Origin of the sequence: Pseudomonas sp. NBRC 111119 (genome assembly GCF_001320125.1) — a bacterium.
In the GTDB taxonomy this organism is placed as follows: domain Bacteria; phylum Pseudomonadota; class Gammaproteobacteria; order Pseudomonadales; family Pseudomonadaceae; genus Aquipseudomonas; species Aquipseudomonas parafulva.
Map to the genome: position 1 here is coordinate 1 of NZ_BCAV01000067.1, position 12353 is coordinate 12353.

Annotated in this window: 11 protein-coding genes; 2 read left to right on the forward strand and 9 right to left on the reverse strand. The window is 62.3% G+C overall.

The window, feature by feature from the left end:
* Window positions 1–1071, forward strand: a 1071-nt coding sequence (locus tag APH25_RS22250; RefSeq protein WP_156333255.1) for an acyltransferase, incomplete at its 5' end; no start/stop codon positions are given.
* A 117-nt stretch (window positions 1072–1188) separates the two neighbouring features.
* Here APH25_RS22250 and gltS read toward each other — a convergent pair.
* From gltS to arcD (APH25_RS22285), 7 genes are all read right to left on the reverse strand, one after another.
* Entirely contained in the window at window positions 1189–2388 is a 1200-nt protein-coding gene (gltS, locus tag APH25_RS22255; protein WP_060483418.1) for a sodium/glutamate symporter, read from the reverse strand.
* Window positions 2389–2553: 165 nt separating this feature from the next.
* The gene (locus APH25_RS22260; RefSeq protein WP_060483419.1) at window positions 2554–4062 is read right to left on the reverse strand and encodes a sigma-54-dependent transcriptional regulator; all 1509 of its coding nucleotides are present in this window, start codon (window positions 4060–4062) and stop codon (window positions 2554–2556) included.
* A 71-nt stretch (window positions 4063–4133) separates the two neighbouring features.
* A complete protein-coding gene (locus tag APH25_RS22265) occupies window positions 4134–4502 on the reverse strand; it encodes a DUF5064 family protein (protein ID WP_060483420.1) in 369 nt (122 codons plus the stop codon).
* A gap of 53 nt (window positions 4503–4555) precedes the next feature.
* Complete coding sequence (gene arcC, locus APH25_RS22270) at window positions 4556–5485, reverse strand: carbamate kinase (protein ID WP_060483421.1); 930 nt, start codon at window positions 5483–5485, stop codon at window positions 4556–4558.
* Between the two features lie 121 nt (window positions 5486–5606).
* The gene (locus APH25_RS22275) at window positions 5607–6617 is read right to left on the reverse strand and encodes an ornithine carbamoyltransferase (protein ID WP_028631490.1); all 1011 of its coding nucleotides are present in this window, start codon (window positions 6615–6617) and stop codon (window positions 5607–5609) included.
* Window positions 6618–6682: 65 nt separating this feature from the next.
* Complete coding sequence (gene arcA, locus APH25_RS22280) at window positions 6683–7936, reverse strand: arginine deiminase (RefSeq protein WP_028631489.1); 1254 nt, start codon at window positions 7934–7936, stop codon at window positions 6683–6685.
* A gap of 33 nt (window positions 7937–7969) precedes the next feature.
* Window positions 7970–9397 (reverse strand): arginine-ornithine antiporter, encoded by a 1428-nt coding sequence (arcD, locus tag APH25_RS22285; RefSeq protein WP_060483422.1) that lies wholly within the window; start codon window positions 9395–9397, stop codon window positions 7970–7972.
* Window positions 9398–9836: 439 nt separating this feature from the next.
* On the opposite strand from arcD (APH25_RS22285), the gene arcD (APH25_RS22290) reads away from it, so the two are divergent.
* Window positions 9837–11264 carry an arginine-ornithine antiporter gene (gene arcD, locus APH25_RS22290; RefSeq protein ID WP_060483423.1) on the forward strand — a complete coding sequence of 476 codons (1428 nt, stop codon included), beginning with the start codon at window positions 9837–9839 and terminating at the stop codon, window positions 11262–11264.
* Here arcD (APH25_RS22290) and APH25_RS22295 read toward each other — a convergent pair.
* Together APH25_RS22295 and APH25_RS22300 are read right to left on the reverse strand one after the other, a co-directional pair.
* The gene (locus APH25_RS22295) at window positions 11244–11657 is read right to left on the reverse strand and encodes a YbaN family protein (RefSeq protein WP_060483424.1); all 414 of its coding nucleotides are present in this window, start codon (window positions 11655–11657) and stop codon (window positions 11244–11246) included. The two genes, arcD (APH25_RS22290) and APH25_RS22295, sit on opposite strands and share 21 nt — an antisense overlap.
* 52 nt (window positions 11658–11709) lie before the next feature.
* A complete protein-coding gene (locus APH25_RS22300) occupies window positions 11710–12303 on the reverse strand; it encodes a biliverdin-producing heme oxygenase (RefSeq protein WP_060483425.1) in 594 nt (197 codons plus the stop codon).
* Window positions 12304–12353: the final 50 nt, after the last annotated feature.

Below are 12353 nucleotides of genomic sequence, written 5' to 3' on the forward strand. Positions count from 1 at the left end.
CGTGAAAACAGGCTCTACACGCTAGACGTGCTACGTGGCGTGGCTGCTTTGTGCGTCGTATTCTGGCATTGGCAGCATTTTTTCTACGACGGCGGCGCGCCTGTCAATTTCGATCCTGCCCAGCAGCCGTTCTTCAAGCCTTTTACGCTGCTGTACCAGCACGGGGGCCTGGCAGTTCAGCTGTTCTTCACGCTTTCCGGGTTTGTTTTCTATTGGCTTTTCGCTAACGAGGTGGCCAGCCGCTCCCTTCCTGCTGCGCGCTTCGCCTGGGATCGTTTGACTCGGTTGTATCCTTTGCACCTGGTGACCTTCCTGGCAGTGGCTGGGTTACAAAGTGCCTATTCGAACAGCCATGAGGGCTATTTCGTCTACCCCTTCAATGATGCCTACCACGCCGTACTCAATCTGTTGATGATGCCTGCATGGGGGTTGGAAAAAGGTTGGTCGTTCAATGCGCCGATCTGGTCCGTGTCAGTAGAGATATTGTTGTATGCCGTATTCTTTCTGGTCTGCCTGAGCCGCCGCGGGAGATGGCCGCTGACCGTGTTAGCACTGGCATTGGGAAGCTATCTTTACCCGCAGGTGTACAAGCTCGGCAGCGGCGTGCTCTGCTTTTTCATCGGCGGTGTGACCTATGGATTGCTGCAACAGATCAGGCGCTGGGCAGGCGATACCGGCGCCGTGTGGGTTACGGTGCCGTTGTGCATCGTTGCGTGGGGGTGGTTGATCCATGGGGCCGATGCATTGAACGGTAACCTGCTTTTATATGTGTGCTATCCGCTCCTGGTGGCGGCGCTGGCGGGGCTGGGCTTTCGTTGGCAAGGGCTCGGACGGCGTTGGGGCTGGCTGGGGGATATCAGTTATGCGTCCTACCTCATTCACTTTCCGCTGCAGATCATCTTTGCCCTAGCGCTCGATGCTTTTGCTTTTCCGCGGACGGTGTTCTACCAGGAATGGGTGATGCTGCTGTTTTTTGCCATCCTCATTCCATTGAGCCTGGTAAGCCACCGCTGGCTTGAACGCCCTGTTCAGCGCTATCTGCGTCAACGTCGCCCGGCTGCGCTCGGCTGAGAATGAGCGTCATAAGTGTTCTCGGGGCGCCGCCTGACCTCACCTGAAGCCCCCCACCCGTACCCGGGTGAGGGGCTTGTTCACGGCATAACCCGCAGCGTCATAAGCCAGCTTGGCTCACTGAAAAAACGGCAACGCCAGGTACAGCTTGATCACCACCACATTGATCAGGTCAATGAAGAACGCCCCTACCATCGGCACCACCAGAAACGCCACATGGGACGGCCCGAAACGCTGGGTCACGGCTTGCATGTTGGCGATTGCCGTTGGCGTAGCGCCCAGGCCGAAGCCGCAGTGCCCGGCAGCGAGTACGGCGGCATCGTAGTTGCGCCCCATCACGCGGAAGGTCACGAAGATGGCAAACAGTGCCATCACCAGGGTCTGCGCGGCTAGCAGGACGAAGAATGGCAGGGCCAGGGCTGACAGGTCCCACAGCTTCAACGACATCAGGGCAATGGCCAGGAACAGCGACAGGCTGACATTGCCCAGCACCGATACTTCCCGCTCGAACACCTGATAGAAACCAAAGGCCGAGAGCCCGTTGCGCAGCACCACGCCCACAAACAACACGCACACGAAGTTCGGCAGCTCGAAGGGCGTGCCTTTCAGCAGCCCGTTCAGTACTGTACCTGCCAGTAGGCTCACGGCAATGAGGGCCAGGGTTTCAATGAAGGAAAAGGACGTGATGAGGCGTTCTTTTTCAGGTTGCTCGAAACCCGTGGGCAGTTGGGGGGCATCGCCCGCAAGGCCGGGTGGGGTAACCCGCTTGATCAGCAGGCGGGCAACCGGGCCGCCGATCAGGCCACCGAGTACCAGGCCGAAGGTAGCAGAGGCCATGGCCAGTTCCGACGCTGAAGCCAGGCCGTAGGTTTCTGAGAACGTCGCGCCCCAGGCGGCACCTGTACCATGGCCACCCGACAGCGTGATGGAGCCGGCCAGCAAGCCCATCAGCGGGTCCAGGCCCAACGCTGTAGCCAGGCTGATGCCCAGCGCATTCTGCACCACCAGCAGGCTGGTGACCGCGAGCAGGAACACACCTACCGCCCTGCCGCCTTTTTTCAGGCTGGCGAAGTCGGCGCTCAGGCCGATGGTGGCGAAGAAGGCCAGCATCAGCGGGGTTTGCAGGGAGGTGTCAAACTGCACGTGCAGGTCGAAACTGCGCAGCGCCAGCAGCGCGATGGCCACCACCAGGCCACCGGCCACCGGCTCGGGAATGTTGTAGGTGCGCAAAAAACCAATGCGCGCGACCAGGCCGCGCCCCAGCAGCAACACCAGGGAGGCAGCCACCAGCGTGCCGTAAAAATCGAGTTCGAACATCAGGTACTCTCGTTATATCCAGTAGCGAACCACAGACCGCTCTTGGGCGGTTTAGCGGAGTGACAGGCAGGATTGCACTGCTGTCATTCTACGAGGCACACGTCAGAGCGTATCTGGCGAACTCCTAGGAAAAGTCTGAACATTTCAGGGAAATTGCCGACAAAATCAGCCTTTCCCCGGAATGCCGTACTTTTTCAGGCGCTGGGCAATAGCGGTGTGGGAGGTTTGTAGGCGCGCCGCCAGTTGACGGGTTGAGGGGTAGCTGGCGTACAGGCGTTGCAGCAGCTCGCGTTCGAAATCGCCCACCGCCTGCGCCAGGCTGGCCACGTCGCCGTCGTGGCCACGGGCGACCGAGGTGCCGGCGATATCCAGGTCGCCGATATCCACCAGGTTGCTCTCGCAGATGGCCGCAGCGCGGAATATCACGTTCTGTAGCTGGCGCACATTGCCCGGCCATGGGTTGGCCAGCAGTGCTGAATGGGTTTCCGGGGTGAGCCGGCAGGCCGGGCGCTGGATTTGCGTGCAGGCTTGCTGCATGAAGAAGTGCGCCAGCATCATGATGTCCTGCCCCCGGTCGCGCAGCGGCGGCACCTGCAGGTTGAGCACGTTCAGGCGGTAGAACAGGTCTTCGCGGAACGTGCCCTCGGCCACCATTTGCTCCAGGTCGCGGTGGGTGGCGCTGATGATGCGCACATTCACCTTTACTTCCCGGTCCCCACCCACCCTGCGGAAGCTGCCATCGCTCAGAAAACGCAGCAGCTTGGCCTGCAAGTACGGCGACATTTCACCGATTTCATCGAGGAACACCGTGCCCTGGTTGGCCAGCTCCATCAGCCCCGGCTTACCGCCGCGCTGTGCGCCGGTAAACGCACCTGGGGCGTAGCCGAACAGTTCGCTCTCGGCCAGGCTCTCGGGCAGCGCGGCGCAGTTGAGGGCCAGGAACGGGGCGCTGCTGCGGCTGCTGATGGCATGGCAGGCGCGGGCCACCAGCTCCTTGCCCGTGCCAGTTTCGCCATGCACCAGCAGCGGTGCGTCCAGCGCCGCCACCCGCAGGGCCCGCGCCTTGAGGGTGCGAATGGCAGGCGATTCGCCCAGCAGTGCATCGAACCCTTCGGCGTGGTCGTGGCGCAGGGCCGACAGGCGCTCGCCCATGCGTGTTGGCGGGTACAGGGTCAGCAGGCCGCCAGTGTGGGTGATCGGCATGGCATCGAGCAGCAGGCTCTGGCCGTTGAGCTGCATTTCGCGCATGGGCAGGTGGAAGTTGCTTTCCAGCAGGGTGGGCAGCAAGGCCGGGTCGCCGAACAGCTCGCCCACCGACCGCCCTGTGGACTCGCGGCCGCACAGGGCGATCAAGGCGGGGTTGGCCAGCAGCACCTTGCCCGCCCGGTCCACTGCCAGCACGGGGTCGCTCATGGCCGTGAGCAGGGCATCGAGCTGCAGGTGGCGCCGTTGGCCCGGCAGAATGTCGACCACCTCTACGGCCTGTACGCCTGCGACGTCGAACAAGGCATCGTGCAGCTCCTCGAGTACCGCCGGGCTCAGGGTGGGGGCGTCGATGTAGACGTTTGGCGGCACCATCTCCACCGCATCCAGGTTGAGGTGGCGGGCACCGAGCAGGGCCAGGACTTCCTGGGTGATGCCGACACGGTCGATGAAGCTGACGTGGATACGCATTGGGGCAATCGGATATGGCCGGGGAGGGCGCTAGTATGCCTCAACATCGCCGCGCCCGTGACGGCCCCGGCCTACCCCAGGTGTTCGGGCTTGATCGGGTCGCCAGACTTCACATCCAGTTTTGCGCGGATGTCTTCGAACATCCAGTCGTAGATGCGGTGGGGCGAAGCCAGGCTTTCGAATTTCTTCGGCGCAGCCAGGTAGGCCTGGGCCCTGCGCGTCAGTTGCATGAGAAAGCTGGGCAGTACCTGGTCCTTGGGCAGGAAGAAGGCCTCATCCACCGGCTTGCCCTCGATGCTGCCGTGCATGCGGAACTGGATGCCACGGCCCTCAGTGGGGTCGGTAGACGCCTCGTAGTCCACTTTCAGGTCATAACTGTGGTCGTTCTTGTTGAGCGCCGTGCGCTCGATGTGTACGTGACCGGGCTCGTACTTGGCCATGGGGGTCTCCTACGCAAAGGTTATGGCGGGCGCTGCACGCCCGCCGACTGCAATCAACGGTAGCTGATCCCGGGGGTTGCGGTTGAAACGCGGGTGCCGGCAGTGCCCTTGACGATGTCTTCGATGTTGGCCAGTGAACTGATTACAGCCACCTTGCCGGTATGCCGGGCAAAACCACAGGCTGCCTGCACCTTCGGCCCCATGGACCCGGCCGCGAACCCGAGCTTGCCCAGCTCATCGGGGTGAGCCTGGGCAATGGCCTTCTGCGTTGGCTTGCCAAAGTCAATGTACGCCGCATCCACGTCGGTGGCGATGACCAGAAGGTCGGCCTCCAGTTGCTCGGCCAGCAGCGCCGAGCACAGGTCCTTGTCGATGACGGCCTCGATGCCCTTGAGCCTGCCGTTTTCATCGTAGAGCGTGGGGATGCCCCCGCCACCGGCACAAATCACGATGGTGCCTTTTTCCAGCAACCATTTGATCGGGCGGATCTCGAAGATGCGCTTGGGCGCGGGGCTGGCGACCACACGCCGATACTTGTCGCCGTCGGCCTTCACCACCCAGCCTTTTTCTGCCGCCAGCCGCTGGGCTTCGGCCTGGCTGTACACCGGGCCGATGAATTTGGTGGGGTCATTGAAGGCAGGGTCGTCAGCGTCCACTTCCACCTGTGTCAGCAAGGTGGCAAAAGGCACCTCGGCGTCCAGCAGGTTGCCCAGTTCCTGCTCGATCATGTAGCCGATCATGCCTTCGGTTTCCGCACCCAGCACATCCAGCGGGTAGGCTTCGTCGGGTTTGTAGGCCATGCCCTGCAGGGACAACAGCCCTACCTGCGGGCCATTGCCGTGGGCGATCACCAGTTCGTTGCCCGGGTGGATCCTGGCGATCTGTTCGGTGGCGGTACGGATGTTGGCCCGCTGGTTCTGGGCGGTCATCGGTTCACCGCGACGCAGCAGGGCGTTGCCGCCCAATGCAACCACGATACGCATGGGAGATGTCCTTGTTAGGGAAGCTACAAGCTTCAAGCTTCAAGCTTCAAGGAGAGGCGGGGGCGCGTAATGGGCCGCTTTTTCTTGTGGCTTGGAGCTCGAAGCTTGCAGCTGTAAGCGTTTAGAGGTCAGCCAGGGTCGATACCAGGATCGCCTTGATGGTGTGCATGCGGTTTTCGGCCTGCTCGAACGCGATGCAGGCGGGCGATTCGAACACGTCGTCGGTCACTTCGATGCCGTTGGCCAGGTCCGGGTACTGTTCGGCGATCTGCTTGCCTACCTTGGTTTCGCTGTTATGGAATGCCGGCAGGCAGTGCATGAACTTGGTCCGTGGATTACCGCTGGCCTTCATCAGCTCAGGGTTCACCTGGTAGGGCTTGAGCAGCTTGATGCGCTCGCCCCAGGCTTCGATCGGCTCGCCCATCGACACCCACACGTCGGTGTGGATGAAGTCCACGCCCTTGACCGCAGCCTTGGCGTCTTCGGTGAGGGTAATGCGTGCGCCGCTTTCCTCGGCGTACTGCTTGCAGCGCTGCACCAGGTCATCGTGGGGCCACAGGCTCTTGGGCGCGGCGATGCGCACATCCATGCCCAGCTTGGCGCCGATCAGCAGCAGGGAGTTGCCCATGTTGTTGCGCGCATCACCCAGGTAGGCGTAGCTGATGTCGTGCAGCGGCTTGTCGCTGTGCTCACGCATGGTCAGCACGTCGGCGATCATCTGGGTGGGGTGGTATTCGTCGGTCAGGCCGTTGAATACGGGTACGCCCGCGAACTTGGCCAGTTCTTCGACGATTTCCTGCTTGAAGCCCCGGTACTCGATGGCGTCGTACATGCGCCCGAGTACGCGGGCAGTGTCCTTCATGCTTTCCTTGTGGCCGATCTGCGACGAGTTGGGGTCGATGTAGGTGACGTTGGCGCCCTGGTCGTAGGCGGCAACCTCGAATGCGCAGCGGGTGCGGGTGGAGGTTTTTTCGAAGATCAGGGCGATGTTGTTGCCCTTGAGGTGTTGCTGTTCGGTGCCGGTGTACTTGGCCCGCTTGAGGTCACGGGACAGGTCCAGCAGGTAGCGCAGCTCGCGGGTGGTGTGGTGTTCGAGGCTGAGCAGGTTGCGGTTGCGGATGTTGAACGCCATGACGGTTCTCCTTGGAGTGCTGAACGCGCCGGCCGCCACCGGGTGGGGCGGCCGGGGTGAGGGAGTCAGTAGTCGATCGGGTCGCGCACGATCGGGCAGGTCATGCAATGGCCACCGCCGCGGCCGCGGCCCAGTTCGCCGGCGCTGATGGTTATCACCTCCACGCCGGCCTTGCGCAGCAGGGTGTTGGTGTAGGTGTTGCGGTCGTAGCCAATCACCACGCCCGGCTCCAGGGCCACCACGTTGTTGCCGTCGTCCCACTGCTCGCGCTCGGCGGCAAAACTGTTGCCGCCGGTTTCGACCACGCGCAGCTTCACGCCCAGTTGCTCGCCCACCACCTCGATGAACGATTTGTGTTCGCGGCGCACGTCCATGCCATAGGGCTTGCTCTCGTCGGGGTGGATGATGAACGGCACGATCTCACTCACCACTTCCGGGAAAACCGTGACCAGGTCGCGGTCACAGAAGCTGAAGACCGTGTCCAGGTGCATGGCAGCGCGGGATTTCGGCAGGCCAGCCACGATCACCTTCTGTACCGCGCCCTTGGCGAACAGGCTCTGGGCCAGTTGGCCGATGGCCTGGCGCGAGGTGCGCTCACCCATGCCGATCAGCACGATGCCGTTGCCGATCGGCATCACGTCGCCGCCTTCGAGGGTGGCCTGGCCGTGCTGCTTGTCCGGGTCGCCATACCACACCTGGAAATCGGCGCCGGTGAACTGCGGGTGGAACGTGTAGATGGCGGTAGCCAACAGGGTTTCCTGGCGGCGTGCCGGCCAGTACATGGGGTTGAGCGTGACGCCACCGTAGATCCAGCACGTGGTGTCACGGGTGAACTGGGTATTGGGCAGTGGCGGCAGGATGAAGCTCGAATGGCCCAGGTAATCGTTGTACATCTTGACCACTTCGGCCCCTTCGCTCTGGGGCAGGTCCTGGCCCGCCACACCGCCGATCAGGAATTCGGCCAGGTGGCGCGGCTCCAGGCCTTCGAGCCAGCTGCGCACTTCGTTGGTCAGGCCCACGCCGACGGTGTCGGGGGTGATCTTGCGGTCCAGTATCCATTTCAGCGCTTCAGGTTGCTGCACGATGTCGGTCAGCAGGTTGTGCATTTCCAGCACATCCACCCCGCGTTCGCGCATCTTGGTGACGAAGTCGAAATGGTCACGCTTGGCCTGGTCCACCCAGATCACATCGTCGAACAGCAGTTCGTCACAGTTGCTGGGGGTAAGGCGCTTGTGGGCCAGCCCCGGGGCGCACACCAGCACCTTGCGCAGCTTGCCGGCTTCGGAATGCACACCGTATTTCTGTTTCTCAGCGGACATGGTTTCTATCCTCCATACGATTAAAAACGTGGGTCACAGCGTGAGGAAACCGCGGTACAGGCCAAAGGCTGCCACCAGGGCGCCGATGACCACGGCCGTGAAGATCAGCTTTTCCACGCGGGTGAACACTGGCTGGCCCAGTTCCCGCTTGGCCTTGGCGAACAGGATCGCGCCAGGGGCGTAGAGCAGGGCCGAAAGCAGCAGGTATTTCACCCCGCCGGCGTACAGCAGCCAGATGGCGTAGAGCAGGGCGATGCCACCGATCAGCAGGTCTTTGCGGCGCTCGCGCAGGGCCTGTTGGTAGGTTTCCCCGCGCACGGCCAGCAATACGGCGTAGGCAGCCGACCACAGGTAAGGCACCAGGATCATCGAGGTGGCGAGGTAGATCAGGGACAGGTAGGTGCTGTTGGAGAACAGCGTGATCACCAGAAATACCTGCACCATGGCGTTGGTCAGCCACAGGGCGTTGGCGGGTACCTGGTTGGCATTCTCGCGGCGCAGGAACGCCGGCATGGTGTGGTCCTTGGCGGCAGCGAACATGATCTCGGCGCACAGCAGCACCCACGACAGCAGCGCCCCCAGCAGCGAGATGATCAGCCCGACGCTGATCAGCACCGCGCCCCAGTGGCCAACCACATGCTCCAGCACGGCCGCCATCGACGGGTTCTGCAGGCCGGCCAGCTCGGGTTGGGTCATGATGCCCAGCGACAGCACGTTGACCAGCACCAGGAACAGCAGCACGGTAATGAAGCCGATCACCGTGGCCTTGCCCACATCGGCGCGCCTGGCTGCGCGGGACGAGAAGATGCTGGCGCCCTCGATGCCGATGAACACCCACACGGTCACCAGCATCATGTTGCGCACCTGGTTCATCACGCTGCCCAGCTCGGGCGTGCCAGCCCCCCAGATGTCGGCCGTGAACACATCCAGCTTGAATGCGAACAGGCAGATGAGCGCGAACAGCACCAATGGGACGACCTTGGCCACGGTGGTGACCAGGTTGATGAAGGCGGCTTCCTTGATGCCGCGCAGCACCAGAAAATGCACCGCCCACAGCAGTACCGAGGCTCCGATGATGGCGGCAGGTGTGTTGCCTTCGCCGAAGAGCGGGAAGAAGTACCCCAGTGTGCTGAACAGCAGCACGAAGTAACCGACGTTGCCCAGCCAGGCGCTGATCCAGTAGCCCCAGGCCGAGGAAAAGCCCATGTAGTCGCCAAACCCGGCCTTGGCGTAGGCGTACACCCCGCCGTCGAGGTCAGGCTTGCGGTTGGCCAGGGTCTGGAACACGAACGCCAGGGTCAGCATGCCCACGGCAGTAATGGCCCAGCCGATCAGGACGGCGCCAACACCTGCGCTGGCGGCCATGTTCTGCGGCAGTGAAAAGATGCCGCCCCCAATCATGGAGCCGACCACAAGTGCAACTAGTGCACCGAGTTTGAGTTTTCCCGAACCATCAGACATTTAACAACTCCTGCCAGGAGAAAGTTGACATCAGATTAAATCCGACGCCGTGGCCATGCCCTGATGTGGATCAGTGCACGGCAGTGTGAAGTCGCAAAAAAACTTCACGGGGCTCCTGGAGAGTGCCGACTGCTTCGGCTGCAGGCCTTGTGTGCTGGCACCTCCATGTCATTCCAGAGCAGTGGCTCTTGATGGCCTGCGAGGGTTGAAACTAGACGGTTTTGTCGTGATCGCAAATTTTTGCTGAAATTAAAAGTTTTAACGGTTTAGTGTGAAGGGGTTGGCAAACGCGAGGTTTTTACAAGCGCGCTGCATAGACAATTGGGTTATGAATGGGGCAGGTCGGCGGCGTGGGAGGCGCGCTACATGCAATGGGTTATATAAACAATAATGTGGTTACCTATGTGTGACAGTGCAGCGATAGGGTGTGACTTGGAGCATGGGCGAAAACACGCAGAAACTTCCGCTGGGTGCGCTGGTCGCGTTGGTGGTGGGCTCCATGATTGGGGGCGGCATCTTTTCATTGCCGCAGAACATGGCAGCGCGTGCCGGTGCCGGCGCGGTGCTGATCGGCTGGGCGATCACTGCGGTGGGTATGCTGGCGCTGGCATTCGTGTTCCAGACCCTGGCCAATCGCAAGCCTGAGCTCGACTCGGGGGTTTATGCCTACGCCAAGGCCGGGTTTGGCGAGTACATGGGCTTTTCGTCGGCCTGGGGCTATTGGATCAGTGCCTGGCTGGGCAATGTCGGCTACTTCGTGCTGTTGTTCAGCACCTTGGGCTTTTACTTCCCGGTGTTCGGCGAAGGCAATACGCCTGCTGCCATCGGTTGCGCGTCGATGCTGCTGTGGGCCGTGCATTTTCTGGTGATGCGCGGCATCAAGGAAGCCGCGTTCATCAACCTGGTCACCACCGTGACCAAGGTGGTGCCGCTGGTGCTGTTCGTGGTGATCGCGGCCTGCGCGTTTCGCACCGATATCTTTACCCGGGATATCTGGGGCCAGGGCAGCCCACAGCTGGGCAGTGTGCTGGAACAGGTACGCAACATGATGCTGGTGACGGTATTTGTGTTTATCGGCATCGAGGGGGCCAGTGTCTACTCCGGGCGGGCCCGGCACCGGGCGGACGTGGGCAAGGCCACGGTGGTCGGCTTTGTCGGTGTGCTGGCGTTGTTGGTGCTGGTCAACGTGCTGTCGCTGGGCATCATGGCCCAGCCCGAGCTGGCCGGGCTGCAGAACCCCTCGCTGGCTGCGGTACTGGCGCATGTCGTCGGGCCGTGGGGGGCGTTGTTGATCAGCCTTGGCCTGACGGTTTCACTGTTGGGTGCCTTGCTGTCGTGGGCGCTGTTGTGCGCCGAGATCCTCTATGCCACGGCTCGTGATCACACCATGCCGCGCTTTCTCGCCAGGGCGAACAACAACCAGGTGCCGGTCAACGCCTTGTGGCTGACCAACAGCATGATCCAGGGGTTCCTGCTGATTACGCTGGTGTCTGCTGGCACCTATACCAGCCTCATCTACCTGGCATCGTCGATGATTCTGGTGCCCTACCTGTGGTCGGCAGCCTACGCGGTGTTGCTGGCCCTACGCGCAGAGACTTACGCAGGGCAGCCCGCTGTGCGCCGCAAGGACCTGGCGGTGGCGCTGGTGGCCTTGCTGTATGCCCTGTGGCTGCTGTACGCCGGTGGCCTGAAGTACCTGCTGTTGTCGGCGTTGCTGTATGCGCCTGGTGTCATCCTGTTTGCCAAGGCCAGGCACGAACGGGGGCTGGCGCTGTTCAGCACATGGGAAAAGCTGATATTCGCAGCCGTGCTGGCAGGCGCAGGCCTGGCCGCGTTCGCGCTGTATTCAGGGCTGCTGAGCCTGTGACGGGGCCGTACAGGTGTGTTCTGGCCGGGACCAGATCCACAGGTTGCCCAGGGTCATGCCGGCGATGGCCAGGAACACGGGCCAGTGATGCTCGAGAAACACCAGCATCAACCCTGCGCACAGCAACATGCTGACCGTGGCACTGACCTTGGCCCGCCGCTTGATCACCTTGCCGTTACGCCAGTTGTAGAGGATGGGGCCGAACAGGCGGTGGTTTTCCAGCCAGGCTGACAGGCGCGGCGAGCTGCGCGTCGCCGCCCAGGCCGACAACAGGATGAATTCGGTGGTCGGCAGGCCAGGAATGACGATGGCGACCAAGCCCACCCCAAGGCTTACGTAAGCCAGGATTCCATACAGCAGGCGGGCGAGTTTCGAGCGGGCAGGTTGGGTCATGGTCTCACTGCAAAAACGGTTCGGCCACCGGTCAGGTGCCAAGTACAGCGTATCAGACCAACTGGGCGTCCACCGCGTAGGCGTGTTTCAGCAGTTCGGTGAAACGCGCAAAGGCAGCCACTGCGCCGCGCTCTGCCGCCGCATCTTCCTCGGCCGTAAGGTCCAGGCCATCAAGAATGCGGGTGAACTGCTTCCAGCCCTCGGCCCGTCCGCCTAGCGGCTCGCCCAGGTGGCGGGCGCCAAAGCTGTCGGACAGCCCCAGCGCAGCGGCGCGCTTGATCAGAAACGCAGCCCCCAGTTTGGAGCCTTCGGAGACGAAGATCCAGCCCATCGCTTCACCCAGGCTGGGGGCTTGCAGGGGACCACGCAGGGCAACGGGTGCTTGCATGTCCAGGTCGGCCAGGTCCAGCAGTGCCTGCTGGGCGCGGCAGCGCTGGGCGAGGTCGGGGACAATGGCGACCAGGTTGGGGTCGTTGTACAAGGGCTGCAGTTCGGCCTGGAACAGGTACTGCGCAACGACGAAGCGGGCAAAGCTTTCGCGGCTGTCGAAGGGGGCGTGGGCCTTGACCAGGGCATCCAGCTCGGCGTGTGGGGCGTGGGTGACCTGGTTCAGGCGCTGGGAGCGCAGGGCTGGGCGGTCGGGCATGGGGCAATCCTTGGATGAGGGGTGTTTGAATACAAGACGAAGCAGTGGGG